Annotated in this window: 16 protein-coding genes; 14 read left to right on the top strand and 2 right to left on the bottom strand. The window is 48.4% G+C overall.

Annotation, left to right across the window (positions count from 1 at the left end; genetic code table 11):
• The first annotated feature begins 133 nt into the window (after positions 1-133).
• Entirely contained in the window at positions 134-1,474 is a 1,341-nt protein-coding gene (locus HMPREF9469_RS08280) for an MATE family efflux transporter (protein ID WP_007860896.1), read from the top strand.
• Positions 1,475-1,550: 76 nt separating this feature from the next.
• On the opposite strand, the gene HMPREF9469_RS08275 is transcribed toward HMPREF9469_RS08280, so the two are convergent.
• Positions 1,551-2,465: a LysR family transcriptional regulator gene (locus tag HMPREF9469_RS08275; protein ID WP_007860895.1), complete on the bottom strand. Its 915-nt coding sequence runs from the start codon at positions 2,463-2,465 to the stop codon at positions 1,551-1,553.
• Positions 2,466-2,705: 240 nt separating this feature from the next.
• Between HMPREF9469_RS08275 and HMPREF9469_RS08270 the strand changes: the two genes are divergently transcribed.
• The 8 genes from HMPREF9469_RS08270 (at position 2,706) to rhaM (ending at position 12,251) form a co-directional block, all read left to right on the top strand.
• Positions 2,706-4,034 carry a glycoside hydrolase family 28 protein gene (locus HMPREF9469_RS08270; RefSeq protein WP_007860894.1) on the top strand — a complete coding sequence of 443 codons (1,329 nt, stop codon included), beginning with the start codon at positions 2,706-2,708 and terminating at the stop codon, positions 4,032-4,034.
• Positions 4,035-4,101: 67 nt separating this feature from the next.
• Positions 4,102-5,046 (top strand): ABC transporter permease, encoded by a 945-nt coding sequence (locus HMPREF9469_RS08265; protein ID WP_040415195.1) that lies wholly within the window; start codon positions 4,102-4,104, stop codon positions 5,044-5,046.
• Positions 5,047-5,058: 12 nt separating this feature from the next.
• A complete protein-coding gene (locus HMPREF9469_RS08260; RefSeq protein WP_007860892.1) occupies positions 5,059-5,913 on the top strand; it encodes an ABC transporter permease in 855 nt (284 codons plus the stop codon).
• 13 nt (positions 5,914-5,926) lie between these two features.
• On the top strand, positions 5,927-7,966 hold the full coding sequence (locus HMPREF9469_RS08255; RefSeq protein ID WP_007860891.1) for an ABC transporter ATP-binding protein: 2,040 nt from the start codon (positions 5,927-5,929) through the stop codon (positions 7,964-7,966).
• Between the two features lie 23 nt (positions 7,967-7,989).
• Positions 7,990-9,639, top strand: coding sequence for an ABC transporter substrate-binding protein (locus HMPREF9469_RS08250; protein ID WP_007860890.1), 1,650 nt, complete (start codon positions 7,990-7,992; stop codon positions 9,637-9,639).
• A gap of 28 nt (positions 9,640-9,667) precedes the next feature.
• Positions 9,668-10,648, top strand: coding sequence for a mannonate dehydratase (locus tag HMPREF9469_RS08245; protein ID WP_007860888.1), 981 nt, complete (start codon positions 9,668-9,670; stop codon positions 10,646-10,648).
• Between the two features lie 13 nt (positions 10,649-10,661).
• Positions 10,662-11,777 carry an alginate lyase family protein gene (locus tag HMPREF9469_RS08240; protein ID WP_007860887.1) on the top strand — a complete coding sequence of 372 codons (1,116 nt, stop codon included), beginning with the start codon at positions 10,662-10,664 and terminating at the stop codon, positions 11,775-11,777.
• A 159-nt stretch (positions 11,778-11,936) separates the two neighbouring features.
• On the top strand, positions 11,937-12,251 hold the full coding sequence (gene rhaM / locus HMPREF9469_RS08235; RefSeq protein WP_007860886.1) for an L-rhamnose mutarotase: 315 nt from the start codon (positions 11,937-11,939) through the stop codon (positions 12,249-12,251).
• An 88-nt stretch (positions 12,252-12,339) separates the two neighbouring features.
• Here the strand turns inward: rhaM and HMPREF9469_RS08230 are convergent, their stop codons facing one another.
• Positions 12,340-12,774: a hypothetical protein gene (locus HMPREF9469_RS08230; protein WP_007860885.1), complete on the bottom strand. Its 435-nt coding sequence runs from the start codon at positions 12,772-12,774 to the stop codon at positions 12,340-12,342.
• A gap of 704 nt (positions 12,775-13,478) precedes the next feature.
• Between HMPREF9469_RS08230 and HMPREF9469_RS08225 the strand changes: the two genes are divergently transcribed.
• From HMPREF9469_RS08225 to HMPREF9469_RS08205, 5 genes are read left to right on the top strand one after another with little or no spacing between them, the layout of a single operon-like run.
• The gene (locus HMPREF9469_RS08225; RefSeq protein WP_007860884.1) at positions 13,479-15,143 is read left to right on the top strand and encodes a ribulokinase; all 1,665 of its coding nucleotides are present in this window, start codon (positions 13,479-13,481) and stop codon (positions 15,141-15,143) included.
• 27 nt (positions 15,144-15,170) lie between these two features.
• A complete protein-coding gene (locus tag HMPREF9469_RS08220; protein ID WP_007860883.1) occupies positions 15,171-16,421 on the top strand; it encodes an ROK family transcriptional regulator in 1,251 nt (416 codons plus the stop codon).
• A gap of 55 nt (positions 16,422-16,476) precedes the next feature.
• Entirely contained in the window at positions 16,477-17,886 is a 1,410-nt protein-coding gene (locus HMPREF9469_RS08215) for an ABC transporter substrate-binding protein (RefSeq protein WP_007860882.1), read from the top strand.
• Between the two features lie 45 nt (positions 17,887-17,931).
• Positions 17,932-18,816 carry a carbohydrate ABC transporter permease gene (locus tag HMPREF9469_RS08210; protein ID WP_007860881.1) on the top strand — a complete coding sequence of 295 codons (885 nt, stop codon included), beginning with the start codon at positions 17,932-17,934 and terminating at the stop codon, positions 18,814-18,816.
• A gap of 9 nt (positions 18,817-18,825) precedes the next feature.
• On the top strand, positions 18,826-19,659 hold the full coding sequence (locus tag HMPREF9469_RS08205; protein WP_007860880.1) for a carbohydrate ABC transporter permease: 834 nt from the start codon (positions 18,826-18,828) through the stop codon (positions 19,657-19,659).
• Position 19,660 lies beyond the last annotated feature (1 nt).

Below are 19,660 nucleotides of genomic sequence, written 5' to 3'. Positions count from 1 at the left end.
TAAAATTTTGGTGTGGACTTTTCCAGTCTGACTTTTTTCGCCACACAATCATCCCATGGGTGATTGTGTGGCTTTTTGTGTATTTGGGAAAGTGAAATGCCTGAAATAGCTGAATTTTAATATGGAGGGAAAAATGAAAGACAGTTTTATGAAAGAAAAACCCGTGCTGCCGCTGCTGGTATCCATGGCTTTGCCCATGGTCATCTCAATGCTTGTGAATTCCCTGTATAACATAGTGGACAGCTTTTTTGTTGCACGGATCAGCGAACAGGCCATGACGGCGCTGTCCCTTGTCTATCCGGTGCAGAACCTGATCAATGCGGTTGCCATCGGATATGGCGTGGGGATCAATGCGCTGATAGCGTTTTACTCAGGGGCTGGCGACAGGGTAAGCGTGGACACGGCCGCCACCCAGGGCTTTTTGTTTGCCGCCATCCATGGGATTTTGATTACGGTTGGAAGCATTTCCATCATGCCGGCTTTTTTACATATGTTTACATCTGATGAAGGTGTCATTGAATTGGGAATACAGTATTCCACTATTGTGTTTATGTTTTCCCTGGTGATTATGATAGGTCTTTCCTTTGAGAAAATGTTTCAGTCCGTGGGCAGGATGGGGATGACCATGATCAGTATGCTGTGCGGATGCATTTCCAATATCATACTGGATCCCCTGTTGATTTTCGGAATCGGATTCTTCCCCGAAATGGGGATCGCCGGTGCGGCCTGGGCCACCGGGATCGGACAGGTGATCACATTGGCAGTGTACGTTTTCATGTATTTGGCGCGTCCCATTCCCGTGCGTATCAGGCGGAATTATTTGAAGTTCAATAGGAGCATGGATCTAAAGCTTTATTCCATCGGCATACCCGCGATCTTAAACCTTGCCCTTCCCTCTCTGCTGGTTTCGTTTTTGAATGGGATTTTAGCCCTGTATTCACAGAGTTATGTTGTGATTTTGGGGATTTATTATAAATTACAGACATTCCTCTATCTACCGGCCAATGGAATTGTCCAGGGAATGCGCCCTATCATTGGATATAATTACGGTGCCGGAGAACATAAAAGGGTCAGAAGGATATATGACATGACCCTTTGTATGAGCTGTATCATCATGGTTTTGGGAACCGTCCTGTGCCTGACGGCATCGAAACAGCTTATCAGCCTGTTCACCAGTAATCCTGAAACGGTTTTATCCGGACAGAAGGCCCTTCGCATCATCAGTGCCGGTTTTATTGTCTCATCTGTTTCCGTCACGTCCTCGGGAGCGCTGGAGGGACTTGGGAAGGGAACGCAGTCCCTTATTATCTCACTGTTTCGGTATGTGGTGATCATTATTCCTGCCGCCTTTATCCTGTGCAGGATCTGGGGGCCTGTTGGGGTCTGGAGCGCTTTTTGGATCACGGAATTTATCACAGCGGCAATATCAGCGGTTGTTTACCGCTTATCAATTAAATTGAAACAGACAAATTAAAACAAGGATTGAGCACTGGCAGCCCAAACAGCCGGTGCTCAAATTTTTTGCCGGTGCTATTTTTAAATAAAAGAATTTATAGGTTTTTCCAGTTTTCCTCCACATATTTTTGTGCCAGCTTTACCAGATACTTATGGGGCGGTTCCATGATCAAGTCTTTCCTGAACAGGATCGCATGGATCCGGTACATTTTGGGTTCCAGGGAAAAGTAAGTGATCCTGGGGGAATCCACCGCATAGCCCGTGGGAATAAAGCCCACGCCGATGTTGCTGGAAACCATGTCGCAGATGGACTGGGCGTGGCTGGTGCTGCAGGCAATGATGGGATTAAAATCCTTGCCGAAAAATGCATCCACCAGATAACGGATGCAGGAACCTTTGAGCTGCAGGATAAATGGTGTGTTTTCAAAATGTTCCAGAACCTGTCTGCTTGTCAGGCTGTAATGCTTTCCCGGCTCCAGGGACTGGCAGTATGGGTGGCTGATGGGGGCGGCAAAGACCACCTCCTCTTTTTTTAGCTCCAGGCTTTGCCCCTTGTGCTGGTCCAGGGCGTTGGCTGTCACAAATGCAATATCGATCTCACCTTTGGCCGTGGCGTTCCTCATGGCCCTCAGATTATCATCGGACAGGGCCAGCTCTACCCGGGGATAATATTTGCGGAAATCCACCAGGATAGAGGTCAGCATCTGCAGCGCGCGGGAGGCAGAGGTGCCGATCCTGATGCGGCTGGCAGTGGAAATGCGCTGTATGTCTTTTTCCAGAATGTCGGTGAGGGTGAGGACCTTCCGGGCATAATCCGCATACAGATGCCCTACCGGGGTAAGGGTGTATACACCGCCGGTGCGCTGGAACAAAGGGGTGCCCAGTTCCTGTTCCTGCTTGGACAGAAACTGGCTTAAGGTGGGCTGGGAAATATAAAGCTTGCCGGCCGCCCGGGTCATGTTGCCTGTCTCTGCCAGAACCAGTATGTACTCAAGATAACGTATATCCATTGTAAGCCTTCTTTCGTAATGAGTATTATTACTATTATAGTCAATGCTTATAATAATGATAGGAAAGGGTCATTGGAAACTATGCACAATATAATATATAATTAAAACATGCAAATGGTAATAATATACATAATTATGCAAATGGGTCAAAAGATAAAAGGATAAAATAACCATTTCACCATTATAACAGAGTTTGTCAGTAATGAAAATGGCAAAAGTATATAAACCGGAGGAATAGGCATGGAATATAATGTGCGTGATTACGGAGCTGCCGGAGATGGTGCCTCAAAGGATAGGAATGCGATCCAGAAAGCCATAGATGCATGTTCTGAGGCAGGGGGAGGCCGTGTGGTGCTGCCGGGCGGGGGAACCTATATGTCAGGCTCCCTTGTTTTAAGATCCAATGTGGAACTGTATGTGGAAAGCGGAGCGGTGCTAAAGGCAAGTACCGATCCCTCCGATTACCAGCCTTTGGATCCCCAGGACCCTGAAGGTTCCGTGGAGCATGAGGAAAGCCTTCCTTCCTATATTAATTGTGAGTATGACGGAAAGCCGCGCTACTATTTCATCTATGGCCGGGGCGGAGAAAATATCAGGATCACAGGCTTTGGAACCATTGACGGATCGGAGGAGATCTACTATGGAAAGCAGATACGGTACCATATCGAGGGCGCCTATTATCCAAGGATCCCCATGATCCTCATGGAGGATGTAGAGCACCTGACCGTGAGGGACGTCACACTTACACGCTGCGCCTTCTGGACCCTTCATATGGCAGGCTGCCGGGATGTGCTGGTGGATTCGGTCCGCATCCTCAACAACCTGAGAATGGCAAACTGTGACGGGATCGACCCGGATCACTGTCAGGATGTGCGGATTGTGAATTGCCATGTGGAATGCGCGGACGACTGTATTGTCCTGAAAAACACAAAGGGATTTGAAAAATATGGTCCCTGTAAAAATATCCTCATATCCGGGTGTACGCTGATATCCACCAGTTCAGCGGTCAAGATCGGAACAGAGAGCGAGGATGACTTTGAAAACATAATCATTGAGAACTGCTGTATCAGCCGGACCAACCGGGGAATCTCCCTTCATCTAAGGGATAAAGGAAATATAAGAAATGTTCTGGTCTCCAATGTGACCATTGAGACAAGAAGGTTTTCAGAGCAGTGGTGGGGACGGGCAGAGCCTGTTTACATCACGGTCATGGACAGAAAGGAAGGCGTCACGGCCGGACAGATCAGCAATGTCAGATTGAGGGATATAAACTGCAGGGGAGAAAACGGCATCTTTATCTGCGCAAGTCCGGACCATGTTATCAGGGGGCTGAAACTGGAAAATGTTCATGTGACCCTGGAAAAGCAGTCCAAATGGCCGTGTGACAGCTATGATATCCGTCCATGCCGGGAGAATGGGATCCTGCATTCGGGGCTTTATGGGCTGTATGCAGAAATGGTGGACGGCCTGGTATTGTCCGATCTTCAGATTGAATGCTGCAAGAGTATGGAGCCATATGTGGCCGGGGAAAGAAATCTCCGGGGGGTAAACGGTTTGAAGGAAGATTAGCAGATCATAAAACAGATACAGGAAGGGAGGAATATGGCAGGGGGGAGATTCCTGCCGTAGAAACAAGATGAAGACATACATAGTAAAGCGTACAGGACAGATGTTGCTGATCCTCATACTTATTTCCATTTTTACGTTCATGCTGGTGTCGTTCATTCCGGGCGATCCGGTATACGCAATGCTGGGTGAAGAGGTTTCCCAGGAGGAATACGACAGGGTCTATCATGAACTGAAGCTGGACCAGCCTGTGATCAGGCGGTATTTCAGCTGGCTGGGAGGAGCGGTGCAGGGGGACTGGGGGCAGTCCACACAGTTCCATAAAAGTACGCTGGAGGTGCTCAATGAGCGGATCCCCATTACCATGTTCTTTTCCCTCAGCGCATTTGTCATAAGTATCCCTCTGGGGATTCTATTTGGGGTCATCAGCGCTGTTTACCGGGGGCGGCCCGCGGATACGGTGGTGACATTGATCGCCAATATTACGGCCTGTCTTCCCCAGTTCTGGATCGCCCTTTTAGTCATGTATATATTTGCAATGAAGCTTGGATGGCTGCCCTCCTATGGCTTTACCTGGTTTTCACAGGACTTGTCCATGGGTATACGCCAGACCATCATGCCGCTGTTCTGCCTGGCGCTGGGAGGCATTGCCACCACCACAAGGCAGACGCGTTCCAGTATGCTGGAAGTCATCCGCCAGGATTATGTCAGGACAGCTAAAAGCAAGGGACTCTCCAGCCGCAAGGTCATTTACATCCATGCCCTTAAAAATGCCCTGATACCGGTTATCACCATCCTGGGAATGCGCCTGGGCTCCATGCTGGCAGGCTCCATGTTTGTGGAATCCGTATTCAATATCCCGGGCATGGGCTCCCTGTTTGTGAAGGCGATCCAGTCCCGTGACATTCCGGTGGTACAGGCCTGTGTGCTGGTAACCGCTCTTGTATCCTGTATCATCAATCTTTTTACGGATATCCTGTATGCGGTGGTGGACCCCAGAGTCCGCTATGAGTAAGGAGGCAGCGCGATGAAAAATAATGGAAGATGGAAGAAAATAGTTAAGACATTGTTTGCCAGAAAGGTGGCAATGGTCAGCGCGGTTGTGGTAGTTCTGTTTATCGCAGTGGCAATACTGGCGCCTGTAATCTCACCCTACGATCCCAATTATGCTGACTTTGCGTCATTTCTCCAGGGACCCGGCAGCGCCCATTTGCTGGGCACGGATAATTACGGAAGGGATGTGCTGAGCCGTATTATTTACGGCACAAGAGTGAGCCTGATCATTGGTGTGTTTGCCGTTATGATCGCATGTATCATCGGTACCTTTTTCGGCATGATCGCCGGTTACTTCGGAGGGATCGTGGATGATGTGATCAACAGGATCATGGAGGCTATCAGGGCGATCCCGCAGATCATCCTGGCCATGGCGCTGACTGCTGTGTTTGGCAGCGGCATCCGCAACCTGGCGATCATCCTGGGCATCTCATCCATGGCAGGATATGTGCGTATGATGAGAGGCCAGGTGCTGACCATCAAACAGGCGGATTACATTATGGCGGGAAAGCTTCAGGGCAATAAGAATTTCAGGCTGATGTTCAAACACATCCTGCCCAACAGCATTTCCCCTATCATTGTTATGATGACCCAGCAGGTAGGCCAGACCATCCTGGCGGAGGCGGGCTTAAGCTTTTTGGGGCTGGGGATCAGCGCGCCTACTGCTTCCTGGGGAAGCATGGTCAGCGAAGGGCGTCTTTTCCTTTTGCAGAACCCGGTATTTGCCCTGACACCCGGTGTCTGTGTGGCAGTGCTTGTTATCTGTCTGAACATGTTTGGTGACGGTGTCCGCGATGCTCTGGACCCAAGACTCAGAGGCGAAGTTTAGGAGGAGGCCAAGGATGGAACACTTGTTGGAAATAAAAAATATTGAGACCTGTTTTAAGACAGACGGGCAGATGGTAAAGGCAGTGGACGGGGTTTCCCTGTATCTGGATCCCGGCGAGATCATCGGTATTGTCGGGGAGTCGGGGAGCGGAAAATCCGTTACCATGATGAGTATGCTCCAGCTGATCAGTTCTCCGGGAAAGATCACAGGGGGAGAGGTTTATATACAGGGCGAGGAGCAAAACATGCTGGAACTGGGCGTGGACAGCGAAAAGATGCGCCATATGAGGGGCGGAAAAGTCAGTATGATCTTCCAGGAACCCATGACTTCCCTGAATCCGGTGCTGACCATTGGGTATCAGATCCAGGAAAACATTATAGAACACCTTAAGATGAGCAAAGAGGACGCGAAAAAGCGTACCATTGAAATGCTTAAGCTGGTCAATATCCCGGATGCGGAGCAGAGGTTTGATTATTATCCCCAGCAGTTTTCCGGCGGCATGCGCCAGCGCATCATGATCGCCATGGCTATGTCATCGGAGCCAACGGTCCTGGTGGCGGACGAGGCGACCACGGCGCTGGATGTGACGACCCAGGCACAGCTTTTGGAGATGATCCGTGATATTGCGAAAAAGACGAATACGGCGGTCATTATTGTCACCCATAACTTGGGAATCGTAGCGCGGTTTGCGGAGCGGATCTACGTGATGTATTCCGGCAGCGTGGTGGAGATGACGGACGCCAAACGGCTGTTTGCCAATCCGGAACATCCCTACACCAGAGCGCTTTTGCGGGCGATCCCAAGGCTGGATGACCCCAAGGACCGCATTCTGATCCCCATAGAGGGACTGCCGCCAAACCCGGCCACACGCCCGTCCTACTGTCCTTTTTACGAGCGGTGCGAGTACAGGATGGACCGGTGCAGGGAGTGCGCCAAACCGGGGCTTAAGGAGCTGGAAAAGGAGCATTTTGCAGCCTGTCATCTGACTGAGGAGGAAAAGGCTGCCAAGGCAAAGGAGATCGCGGACAAAGAGGTGAAAAAAGCGCCTAAGATCCTTGTAGGGGGTGAACTGTGCCTGAATGTAAAGAATGTAAGAAAATATTTCCCCATTTACAGCGGCATGATGCGCAAAAAGACCGGGGAAGTAAAGGCCATTGAGGATATCAACTTTTACGCAAAAAAAGGTGAGACCCTGGGGATCGTGGGCGAGTCAGGCTGCGGCAAGACGACCCTGGCCCGGTGTATTATGAGGGTCTACAAACCGGAGGAGGGTGAGATCATCTTTAATGGCACGGATATAGCTGGTTTTAATGACAGGCAGATGTATCCGTTCCGGAGAAAGATCTCCATGATTTTCCAGGATCCGTTTTCCTCACTGGATCCAAGACAGACCGCGGAATCTATTGTGGGAGAATCGCTTCTGCTGCACAAGCTGGTTAAGAATAAGGCGGAATACAATGCCAGGGTGGACGAACTGTTCCGTATCGTGGGCTTGGATCCGGCGTTAAAATACAGGGTTCCCCATGAGTTTTCAGGGGGCCAGCGCCAGAGGATCGGTATAGCCAGAGCCCTTTCATCGGAGCCGGATATGATCATCTGCGATGAACCCATATCCGCGCTGGATGTTTCCATACAGGCCCAGATCATCAACCTGCTGGAGGAACTGCAGTCCCAGCTGGGCCTGACTTATCTGTTTATAGCCCATGACCTGGCTGTGGTAAAACATATCAGCAACCGGATTCTGGTAATGTACCTGGGCAGAGTGGTTGAAATCGCGGACTGTGATGAGCTTTACAGCAACACCCTTCACCCCTATACCAAGACGCTGCTCAGCGCGGTTCCTGTGGCTGACCCGGCAGTGGAGGAGTCCAGGGAACGTGTTCCCATCCGCGGTGAGGTGCCCAGCCTGACCAAACGGCCGGAGGGATGCCCCTTCCATGACAGGTGTTCCCATGTGTGCGACAGGTGCCGCAGGGAAGTGCCGGTGCTTAAGGATGTGGGAAAGGGACATGAGGTAGCATGCTTTTTATATGAACAGCAGTTCAACAAATAAAAACTATATAACAGGAGGAATGAATGATGAAGTTATCGAAGAAAGTCTTGGCACTGGCACTGGCCGCTGCAATGACAGCGGGTATGGTATCCGGCTGCGGAGGCGGCAGTAAGACATCCGCCACAGCAGCGCCCTCGGCAGGAAGCCAGGCTGCAGGAAGCGAAGCGGCGGGAAGCCAGGCTGCAGGAAATGATGGGGCAGAGAGCAAGGTTCCGGGTGAGATTGAAGCCGGAGGCAGCCTGACCATTGCCATACCGCAGCTGCACAATACATTTTTTATGCCCCAGTCCACTACCACCAGCGACCGCTTTGGGGCACAGCCCGTTCTGGAATCCCTGGGACGCGCTGATACGGAGGGAAATTATTTCCCATGGCTGGCTGAAGAGTTTGTTACGGATCCCGACAATCTTACGTTTACCATTAAATTAAGGGACGGCGTTAAATTCCACGATGGCTCTGTGTGTGACGGGGAGGCAGTTGCATGGAACATCCAGCAGTACATTGACAACGGCAAGGCAAGTGAGATCGGGACGCCCAGGGAAGTAAAAGTGGTGGATGACCTGACCGTACAGATCCAGTACGATGAGTGGGCCAATAACTGGGACAATGTAATAGGGGACATCTATATCTGCTCCAAGGAAGCCTATGAGAAGAACGGGGTGGAATGGTGCCAGACCCATGCAGTGGGAACCGGTCCATTTATCCTGGAATCCTTTATTGCCGACAACAAGATTACTTACACCAAGAACGAGGACTACAGGATCGAAGGACAGCCCTATATTGACCATCTGGAGATCGACATGATCACAGACACCAACACCATGATGTCCGCCCTTTTGAACAAGGAGGTGGGCGTGGCCATGAAGTTTGAAAATGATGCCATTATCAACGCCATCAAGCAGGCGGGATTTGAATCCGTGGGACGTAAAAACGCCAATGTAGCCGACATCAAGCACATTATCTGGAACAGTAAAAGCGACAAGCATCCAATGGGAGATTTAAAGGTACGTCAGGCCATCATGCATGCGATCCAGTGGGATGATGTTGCAAAAGCATTATCCGGCGGACTGGGAGAGTCAACCCCTCTGTTCTGTACCTCTGACTCCTGGGCATATGCACCGGATGCAAAATTCTATGAGTATGATCCGGACCTTGCAAAGCAGATGCTGGCGGAAGCAGGCTATCCGAACGGATTTGAGACAACCATCTATACAAAGGCGGTTGATAATGACACGGCAACCGCATTCCAGGCCATTTTGGCACAGATCGGTATCAAGGCTGAGGTCAATGTAATGGACAGCTCCGCCCTGGCGGCGATCCAGAAGGAAGATGACATTGACGGATTTATTGCAAACAGGGGAGCCAGCAAGATGGACTTCACAAACAACTATATCCGCCTCTATTCCTCAGAGGGGATCAAGAACCACGGCATCATGCTGCGCCCTGCTGAGTTTGAGGAGCCATTATTTGCAGCAAGGGCAGCTAAGACCATCGAGGAGAAGAAGGCCAACCTTCAGAAAGCTGCCAAGGCGCTGGTGCAGGATTATGTGATGATCACCCCAATGGCGGTGGTATATTATGAAACCTTTGCAGTTCCGGGATTAGAGGACAGCGGCATCTATGATGTGAGTCTGGAGCAGTGGACACCAGAGGCAGTACACTGGACAAAATAAAAATGACTAGAGTTAAAGGGGATTAATTATGCTGGGAGACAAAATCAAGGTTCAGTCAAAAGTAGTGTCTGATTACACGGATGAACAGCTTTTGTTCATCAAACAGATGGGTGTAAAATACGTATATGTGATATTTAAGGATGAGCACACGGACTATGATTCCGTGATGCGGTTCACGGAACGTCTTAGGAAATTTGACCTGACCGTAACGGATGCTGGTAATGTTGGGCTTTACAAGAGCGATAAAATCCACCTGGGATTAGAGGGCAGGGATAAGGCCATTGAGGATTACAACAATTTTAACCGTATCCTGGGAAAAGCCGGGATCCCTGTTGTGTACATGACATGGGAGCCCAACCAGGTACTGACCACCGCGTTTAAGGTGAGCCGGCATACCAGGGGAGGAATCGGGCGTGTGGTTGATATCGGCGAGCTGGAAAAACGTCCGTATACACACGGAAGGCTCTACACAAAGGAGGAAATGTGGGATAACTTTAAGTATTTCCTGGACCGTACCCTTCCTGTTTGTGAGGAGGCAAACGTTAAAATCGCCCTTCATCCCAATGATCCGCCCGTGGACTGCCTGGTTGGGATCTCCAACCTGATCACATCGGCGGAGGATTACAAGCATGCCTTTGAGCTGGCCGGCAACAGCCCCTATCTGGGGATGAAAATGTGTATCGGATGCTGGCTGGAAGGCGGGGACAAGTTCGGCAATGTAATGGAGGACATCCAATATTTTGTGGAGAACAAAAAGGTTCTCCTGGTGCATTTTAGAAATGTAAGCAGTACGATCCCGTATTTTGAGGAGACCCTGCTGGAGGACGGATACATGGATATGTATGAACTGATGAAACAGTTTGTACGCTATGATTATGACGGAGCCATCCATGTGGACCATGTTCCCGTGTGGGGAGAAAGCGTGGGAGGGGAGAACCCGTCCTGGGCCTACTGCACCGGATATATGAAAGCATTGCTGAACTGCGCAAAAGCAGAATTAAACAGATAAAGCAGGTAGGAATATGATCAGGTACAAAATGGATTATAAGACAGAACCCAGGTGGCGTGATACGGATTGGGTGATGGAAAAAGCGCGGGCGGCCTTAAAGGCCCCAGTGCTCCATATCACGGATGTGCAGAGCCCGCGCAGCACAGGCGGACCCCATGATTATTACTCCAACGGCGATTATTGGTGGCCAAATCCCGATACGCCGGATGGACTGCCATACATACAGAGGGACGGACAGACCAATCCGGACAATTTTAACGGACATCGGATCATCATGCGCCAGATGCGTACCAATGTTGTATTCCTCACATCTGCTTATGTTCTCACAGGGGAAGAACAATATGCAGCGCGGGCGGTCCGGCACCTTGGGGAGTTTTTCCTGGACAGGGACACCTATATGGCGCCTCACCTGTCCTATGCCCAGGCCATTCTTGGAATCTGTCCTGGCAGGGGGATCGGGATCATTGATACCCTTCATCTGGTGGATGTGGTGTTTGCCATTGAGCATTTGAGAAAGTCACCTTCCATGGAGCCTGAGGTCTACGAGGGACTGAAAAAATGGTTTGCCAGGTATCTTGGATGGATGCTGACTGATGCCAACGGCATACAGGAAATGAACAAAGACAACAACCATGGGGTGTGCTTTTTTGTACAGGCAGCGGCATTTGCGCGATTTACGGACAATGAACGGATCGTGGATTTCTGCAGGGAATATTACAAGAAGGGCCTTTTAAAACAGGAGGCAGAGGACGGTTCTTTTCCCCGGGAACTGGGAAGGACCAAACCCTACAATTATTCCCTCTTTATTGTGGACAACATGGTGTCGATGTGCCACCTTTTGTCCTCGCCCGGGGACAATCTGTGGGAGTATGAGTCCCCGGATGGAAGAAGCATAAAGAAGGCCCTGGATTTTATAACCCCCTATGTATTGGACAAGAAATGCTGGCCGTATCCCCCGGACGTCATGCATTTTGATGCGTTCCCGGCAAGGTATGGATTTATGATCCTGGCCGGCTGCGCGCTGGGGCGCCGGGAACTTCTGGATCTGTACGACCGGCTTCCGGCGGAATCCACGGATGAGGAGGCCAGGAGAAATATTGCATCACGGCAGCCTATGCTGTGGGTGTGAGAAAAACTGTAAGTGTGGAAATGCAGGTGTGAAAAAATGCAGGTGTGAAAAGGCTGCGGATTGTAAAATAAGGACGTTGTTTTGAACAAATAACGTCCTTATTTTTTACCCGTTTTTACAGTATGATAAGTATAAGGGTCAACAAGGAGGGGACAAAGCATGACCAGGAAAGGATTTAAGATGTTCCTCTATCCGGGTATGGCAGAGGAATATGAGCGCCGCCACAATGAACTGTGGCCGGAGATGAAAGAGATGATCCGCCGGCATGGCGGGAAGAATTATTCCATTTTTCTTGACAGGGAAACCAATGTTTTGTACGGTTACCTGGAGGTGGAGGATGAAGCCCTCTGGGCCGGATCAGCGGACACGCCCATCAACCGCAAATGGTGGGATTACATGGCTGATATTATGGAAACCAACCGGGATAACAGCCCGGTATGCGTGGATTTCCAACCAGTGTTCCATCTGGATTAAGGATACGGGGCTGCCCCATCTCAATAAAATACCTTCCATGAGAGGTGCATGCACCACTCCATGGAAGGTATTTTATTAAAACATTTAATTACTCAACTTCGATATCTATAACAACCGTGTCCATATTATCCGGGCTGGGAAGGCCGTTGGTGTAGGTAACGGAAACCGTATCTCCGGGTTTGATATCCTTATATGTTTCGCTCTGCTTTTCATCCAGGCCAAAAACATAGGATTCTGAATCTTCATCAGAGATAACGGTGATCATAAATCCTTTATTCACATCCACAATACCTGTGAGTACGCCCTCGGACGTATTGGAGGCGTTTTCCTCCTCCGGGTCGGTATCAGTCTGCTCTTTGGATGCCTGCTCTTTGGATGCCTGTTCTTTGGAGGCCTGTTCCCTGGAAGCCTCTGCCATTGGGACAGTGGTTGTCTTGGTAACGCTTGCTGTCTTGCCGGAGCAGGCGGAAGCGGATAGGGCAAAAGCCAAAGTTGCAGCAGCCACTAAGTATCTTTTTTTCATTATGTATTCCTCCATATCATGTCACTAATTTTGATTACCCTCATTAGACGTGGCAGAAATGGAAAAAGTTGCATGGTTTCTAAATTAATTTCTGAATACACTTCCGGCGTGTCCTTTATTTTGGCCGGAGTTTCGGGCGAAGGGGAAGGTGAACGATACTCCAGATAGTCCAAAAGTCGCTTTACTGCTAATGATGCAGTCTTTTTACTCCTTAGAGCAATCCCTATCTTGCGGTATGCAGGCAATTCCAATTCTTATGGAATGATCCGGTAGAGCACCCGTTTCAGAATCAGTTCCGTCAGGATGCTGATGCCGAGCCTGTTCTTCACCATGGACAAGATAGTGTAATCATCCCATGTTGTAAAATGAACCTTTGGGGTTAGGTGGCGGCGTTCAAAGATTTAGCGATAAACGAGGTGATAATGGATTGCCATTATCATCTTTTTGTGTTTCCAGGGGGGCTTTCTTAGCTCTCTTAACTTATTTTTTTAAAAATAAAGAAAAAATTGGAAATAAATCATGTAAAAATTAATTGTTCTAAAGTGGATATAGATGAAAATGGTAAAAAAGCATATAAAAATGAAAATATTTCGTAAAAAATATTGACATTGCACAATGCATGTGGTAAATAATATATATGAGTTACTTAAGGGAATTAAGTTAGTCCGAAAAGCTACTAAATAAATACAAAGGGGGATAAGAATTTGGATTGGGTAATAGGGGTGGATTTCGGGAGTGACTCTGCAAGAGCTGTGGTGGTAGATACAGAGGATGGACATAAAATAGGGGAAGGCATCTGTGATTATCCCCGGTGGATGAAGAATCAATATTGTAATCCATCTAAGGGAATGTTCAGGCAGCATCCCCAGGATTATATTGAGGCGCTTGAACGGTCTGTGGGAGCGGCGCTTAAGGCTGCAGGTCCAAAGGCAGGAGAGCGGATCAGGGCAATTTCTGTGGATACCACAGGGTCTACCCCGTGTCCTGTGGATGAGAACGGTACGCCATTGGCGCTTCTGCCGGAGTGTTCGGATAATCCTAATGCCATGTTCTATCTCTGGAAAGACCACACGGCAATTGCAGAGGCGATAGAAATAAATGATGCGCTCAGAAGCTTTGAGGGCGAGGATTACACAAGATTTCAGGGAACTTACTCTTCGGAATGGTACTGGGCTAAGATACTCCATGGGGTAAGGAACGATGAGACAGTGAAAAGGAAGGCGTATTCTTGGGTGGAGCATTGCGACTGGATACCTGCACTGCTGTCTGGGAGGACAAAACCGGAGACCATGTACCGCTGCAGCTGTGCGGCAGGACACAAGGCTTTGTGGCACAGCGATTTTGACGGGCTTCCCTCAGCGATATGTCTGGGAAGCGTGGACCCATATCTGGCTACCATGGTCAAACGGTATACGAAGGAACCCCAGACATCGGTGCATCCGGTCGGAAAGATCACAAAGGAGTGGGCAAAGCGACTGGGACTGAACGAGAATGTGGTCATTGGGGGCAGCTCCCTGGACGCACATGCAGGCGCGGTAGGCGCGGGGATTAAACCTGGAACCCTTGTCAAGGTGGTTGGCACATCTACGGTGGATATGCTGGTCAATACAAGGGAGGATCTGAGGGGGAGTGATCTGAAGGACTGCTGCGGACAGGCTGAGAATTCCATTATTCCCGGCTACATCGGAATGGAAGCAGGGCAGGCAGCTTTTGGCGATATCTATTCATGGTATCGCAGGATCCTTTTGTGGCCTGTAAAGGAAATGATCCGCCAGATGGGAATGGATAGCAAGGATGAAGAACGATACATATCCATGATGCAGAAGAACTTAATCAATAAATTGTGTCAGGATGCAGTATCCATAAAGGATGATGAGGACTTGATCGTTCTGGATTGGTTTAACGGAAGGCGCTACCCCATGATCAATGAATCGGTGAAGGGGGCGGTCAGCGGCCTGACGCTGGGGACGGATGCTGTGTCATTGTTCCGCTCCATTGTACTTTCCACTGTATTTGGATCCAGAAGGATTTTTGATTCCTTTATCACCCGGGGGATCAAGATCGATGAGGTGATCACAGTGGGAGGAATTGCCAAGCGTTCTCCCCTTGTGATGCAGATGATGGCCGATGTATTAAAGAGGACCATCAAGGTAGCTAGATCAGAGCAGGCCTGTGCCCAGGGCGCAGCCATGTATGGAGCGGTGGCAGCCGGCATTTATCCGGATCTGCTAAAGGCCCAGGAGCATATGGTGGAAGGTTTTGAAAGAATTTATACACCCGATGTGAAAATGTTTGAAAAGTATGATATTCTATATAAAAAATATCTATCATTAGGACGTCATATTGAGCAGATTCAGGGAGATATGTAATCCTTTTGAGGAAAGAGAAGAATACATATGCAAAAGGGTGACAACAATTTAATAAATTTTACTAATAAAGTAAATGTACTCAACTTGTTATGGAGTGAGCCATCAATTTACCGCGCTGAAATTGCAAGATGTACCAGTCTTTCCATCCCCACTGTCATGAAGATCATTGATGATCTGTCTGCCAGAGGATTGGTGAAGGAAGTAGGAAAAGGGGTTTCCAGTGGAGGAAAACCGCCTGTTATGCTGGAGTTTAATAAGTCCGCATACTATGTCATTGGTGTCGATATCAATGAGTCCTGGACCGAAGTAGTGCTTGTGAATCTTCTTCTTGGTATTGAAGAAAAACGTATTCAGGATATACGAATAACCGATACCGTGGATTCCGTGATCCAAAGAGTCATAAAGGAGATCCATACCATATTGGAGCATAACAGCCAGAAGGCTGACCGGATCTTAGGTATCGGCATTGGAATTCCCGGGCTGATCGATCCAAAACGGGGGTATATATCTTACTCACCGGAGATGAACTGGCGTGATGTTAATATGAAGGAACTGTTCTGTAAGAACTTTGACGGAGAAATCGTAATCGAAGAACGGACCCGCGCCATGGCATCTGCTGAGATGCGCATCGGCAGGGCTCAGAATGTGAAGAATTTCCTGTATGTTAATAATAGCTCCGGCATCGGATCCGCCATTGTTATGAACGGCAAGCTGTATTACGGAAATAGCAAGTCCTCCGGACGTCTGGGGCATATGGTGGTTGAGAAGGATGGACTGCCCTGTAATTGCGGAAACCACGGATGCCTGGAGTTATACGCATCCGGCAACGCGATCGCAAGGATTGCAAGGCAGAGGGTTAAGGAGAATCACAATTCCCTTATCTATGATCTGGTATTCGGGGACTTGGATAAAGTGGATGTCTATATTGTGTTTGAGGCAGCCAGAAATGGTGATAGGACAGCTCTTGACGTACTTCGGGATGCGGCTGAGTATCTTGCGATGGCCGTATCCAGTGTCATCAACCTTATGGATCCCCAGTTGATCATATTTGAGGGGAAGGTGTGCCGGATAGGTGACATTTTTATGGGAATGTTTGAACAGGCACTGAATGAGCGGTATGCAAAATACATTGAGAGTGAGATTGAAATTGTCAGTGGAAAAGGAAGCAGCAATATGGCTTCTATTGGAGCGGCCACTTTTATATTGGAACGGTTTCTTGCCACCGGGGGTGAACTTGGCAGGACTCTGGAGCTTGTGGAGAATGGTATGGGAGAATAGGCGCGGGATTGATTAGATAATGCAAAAACTATGTGATGTACTAAAGGAGGTATTTATGAGAAAGAAATTAATTGCCGCAGTATTAAGTATCTGTATGTGCCAGTCACTACTGGCCGGATGCGGACAAAAAGCAGAAAGCAACACCAAAGCAGCGCCTGGCGCCACGGCAGAGATGGCCAGCCAAGAGGCCAAGACAGAGAAGGCGGAAGAAGGTACAGGTGGGAACATAACGCTGAAGTTCGCAACATGGGAGGCCAGTGATCTGGAGCGTCAGGCCATTCAAAGAGCTATTGACGGATTCGAGGAATCACATCCCAATGTATCTGTTGAATATACGGTCAATTCCTTCAGCGAGCACCATGCAAAGCTTAATACACAGATCAATGCAGGGGATGCACCAGATGTATTCTGGGTAAATCCGGAATATATGAGAGATTTTGTGAACCGTGACCAGCTCATGGACGTGACTGGGCTGATGGACGAAAAGGGCGTGGATGTGACGGATTATCTGCCCTCATCACTGGAAAAAATGCAATATGTTGATGAAAATGGTGACAGCCATATCTATGGTGTGGACTGCTGTATCGTAGGGCCGGTTATTTTCTATAATAAAGATCTTTTTGATGAAGCCGGAGTAGAGTATATTCCCACCAAGAAAGAAGACCAGTGGACCTGGGATGAGTTTGTGGAGAATATGAAGAAGCTTACCAAGGTGGAAAATGGCAAAACTGTACAGTATGGAACCTGTAATTTCGAGGAAAAGTTTTCGTTGTACACAACCCTGGAACTGCTTGGTTCTAATGGGGCTACCTGGTTTAATGAGGACTATACACAGGCAGTGGGAATAGATTCAGAGGCGACCCGGGACACGTTATCTAAGATTAAGGATCTGAGGACTGAATACGGTGTTGCGCCAAATCCAACTGCAGTAGGTGTGGATACCAGCCACTCACCCACCCAGATGTTTATGACAGGGCAGGTGGCATCGATCTTTGTCGGTTCATACGCTCTTCAGGAGCTGTCCCAGTCCGGCATTAATTTAGGCGCAGGCCTGCCTCCCAAGATGGCAGAGGGCACAAAACCCATTGGTTCAGCGAACCTGGACTGCATTTGGAAGGACACAAAACATCCGGAGGAAGCATTTGAACTTGTGCAGTACCTGACAAGCGTAGAGGTTTGCTCCGATGTTTATAAAACAGGACTTTGGATGCCCAACAGAGCATCCCTGTACAAAGAAGAAAACCAGGATCTGTGGTACAATCCCGAGGTTTATCCGGAAGGATGGCTGGATATGACATGGCTGTGGACAGAAGCTTCCTTAAGGCCATTTGACCATTTACGCAATACAGATGAAATTTATGATACATGTACCGTGTACATGGAAGACTATTTTTACAATGATGGGGACCTGAATACCATTCTTCCCGAGTGGCAGGAGGAAGTAAACGCATTGCTGGAGGAATAAAGGATCTGGTATCAGTGGACTGCAGGACAGGACGTGGAGGGTGCAATGAGCAAGGGACGAAAAAAAGTTGTGTATAATGACGCCTTTTGGGCAGGTATATTCCTGCTGCCCAGCCTGATCGGGCTGGTAATATTCACAATCTATCCGTTATTTAAATCATTTTATCTGAGTTTTACGGATTGGGATTTTGTGCACAAGGCAAATTTTATAGGAACAGCCAATTATATAAAGATGTTCTCCGATACAAAATTTATCAGAGTACTGCAGAATACCCTTGCCTACACGGCGGTCACGGTTCCTGTCCTGATCATAGTACCGCTGATACTGGCGGTTGCCCTTAACCAGAAGATAAAGGGCATACGGTTTTTCAGGGCTGCCTACTTTGTCCCTGTGATCGCATCCACGGTCTCTGTTTCCCTGATCTGGCAGTGGATGTTCAATGCGGATTTCGGTATGGTCAACTATATTCTGGGATGTCTGGGGATTTCGGGACCTAACTGGCTGACTGATAAGTCCTATGCACTTCCAGCCGTTATGTTTACAAGTATTTGGAAAAATGTGGGATATAATATGATGCTGTTCCTGGCAGGGCTGCAGAATATTCCCGGTGATTACTACGAGGTTGCAGAACTGGAAAAGATAACCATATCACAGAAGTTTCGGTATATTACTGTGCCCCTTTTGAAGCCAACCACATTATTTGTCACGATCATTACAATCATCAACTCCTTCCAGGTATTTGACCAGGTAGTCATTATGACCGGAGGAGGACCGGCCAGACATTCATCCGTGCTGGTACATTACATTTATCAGAATGCTTTTAAATTTTACAATATGGGTTATGCCTGCGCCCTTGGATGGGTATTGGCTGCCATTATATTCATACTTACGCTGGTTATGTTTGTGCTCAATGGCCGCAGCGACAGTTAGGAGGATATTATGAAAAAGAAGACAAAAGAAAGGCTGATCAAAACTTTTTCACTTATCATTCTTCTGTCCGGGGCGTCCCTGATGCTTCTTCCCTTTTTGTGGATGGTATCCACGTCCTTAAAAGATTTAAGTGATGTGTTCATATACCCGCCCAAGTTTATGGGATCATTTATAAAATGGAGCAATTATGCAGATGTCCTCCAGAGATTTGATTTTCTGCCCATGTTCAGAAATACGGTTTTGGTCACCATTGGCGTACTGGCAACGGAGCTGGTCACCAGTACCATGGCAGGATATGCATTTGCCTGCCTTAAGTTTAAGGGTAAAAACGTGCTGTTTATGTTTTATCTAATCTCAATGATGATCCCATTTCATGTAATGCTGGTCCCTACATTTGAACTGTTAAAGGATATGGGACTTTTGAATTCACTGTGGTCGCTGATATGGCCTGTGCTTACACTGCCCTTTGGAGTGTTCCTCATGAGACAGTTCTTCGGGGATCTTCCTACGGATTTAGCGGAATCTGCAAAGATAGACGGATGCACTCCCTGGGGGATTTTTACAAGAATATATCTTCCGCTTTCCAAGCCGTCTGTTGCCACACTTTCCATTTTTATCTTTATTGCCACATGGAATGATTTTTTAAAACCATTGATTTACCTCAGTGACAGTAAAAAGAACACACTGACGCTGGGAATATACCTGATGCAGGGAACTTACTCCACAAACTGGCCCGTGCTCATGGCGACCTGTACGCTGAGCCTGCTTCCGGCGCTGATACTGTTCCTGTGTATGCAGGACTTGTTTGTAGAGGGGATCGCTATGTCCGGAATTAAAGGGTAGG

The sequence above is a fragment of the [Clostridium] citroniae WAL-17108 genome (assembly GCF_000233455.1).
Classification (GTDB): Bacteria; Bacillota; Clostridia; order Lachnospirales; family Lachnospiraceae; genus Enterocloster; species Enterocloster citroniae.
This window is presented reverse-complemented; position numbering and strand designations above follow the sequence as displayed.

Excerpts from the sequence above, each read along its gene's own strand:
- HMPREF9469_RS08260 (WP_007860892.1), top strand. The coding sequence starts at position 5,059 with ATGAAAAATAATGGAAGATGGAAGAAAATAGTTAAGACATTGTTTGCC.
- HMPREF9469_RS08230 (WP_007860885.1), bottom strand. The coding sequence starts at position 12,774 with ATGAAAAAAAGATACTTAGTGGCTGCTGCAACTTTGGCTTTTGCCCTA.
- HMPREF9469_RS08220 (WP_007860883.1), top strand. The coding sequence starts at position 15,171 with ATGCAAAAGGGTGACAACAATTTAATAAATTTTACTAATAAAGTAAAT.
- HMPREF9469_RS08210 (WP_007860881.1), top strand. The coding sequence starts at position 17,932 with ATGAGCAAGGGACGAAAAAAAGTTGTGTATAATGACGCCTTTTGGGCA.
- HMPREF9469_RS08280 (WP_007860896.1), top strand. The coding sequence starts at position 134 with ATGAAAGACAGTTTTATGAAAGAAAAACCCGTGCTGCCGCTGCTGGTA.
- HMPREF9469_RS08205 (WP_007860880.1), top strand. The coding sequence starts at position 18,826 with ATGAAAAAGAAGACAAAAGAAAGGCTGATCAAAACTTTTTCACTTATC.
- HMPREF9469_RS08215 (WP_007860882.1), top strand. The coding sequence starts at position 16,477 with ATGAGAAAGAAATTAATTGCCGCAGTATTAAGTATCTGTATGTGCCAG.
- HMPREF9469_RS08255 (WP_007860891.1), top strand. The coding sequence starts at position 5,927 with ATGGAACACTTGTTGGAAATAAAAAATATTGAGACCTGTTTTAAGACA.
- HMPREF9469_RS08250 (WP_007860890.1), top strand. The coding sequence starts at position 7,990 with ATGATGAAGTTATCGAAGAAAGTCTTGGCACTGGCACTGGCCGCTGCA.
- HMPREF9469_RS08245 (WP_007860888.1), top strand. The coding sequence starts at position 9,668 with ATGCTGGGAGACAAAATCAAGGTTCAGTCAAAAGTAGTGTCTGATTAC.
- HMPREF9469_RS08270 (WP_007860894.1), top strand. The coding sequence starts at position 2,706 with ATGGAATATAATGTGCGTGATTACGGAGCTGCCGGAGATGGTGCCTCA.
- rhaM (WP_007860886.1), top strand. The coding sequence starts at position 11,937 with ATGACCAGGAAAGGATTTAAGATGTTCCTCTATCCGGGTATGGCAGAG.
- HMPREF9469_RS08240 (WP_007860887.1), top strand. The coding sequence starts at position 10,662 with ATGATCAGGTACAAAATGGATTATAAGACAGAACCCAGGTGGCGTGAT.
- HMPREF9469_RS08275 (WP_007860895.1), bottom strand. The coding sequence starts at position 2,465 with ATGGATATACGTTATCTTGAGTACATACTGGTTCTGGCAGAGACAGGC.
- HMPREF9469_RS08265 (WP_040415195.1), top strand. The coding sequence starts at position 4,102 with ATGAAGACATACATAGTAAAGCGTACAGGACAGATGTTGCTGATCCTC.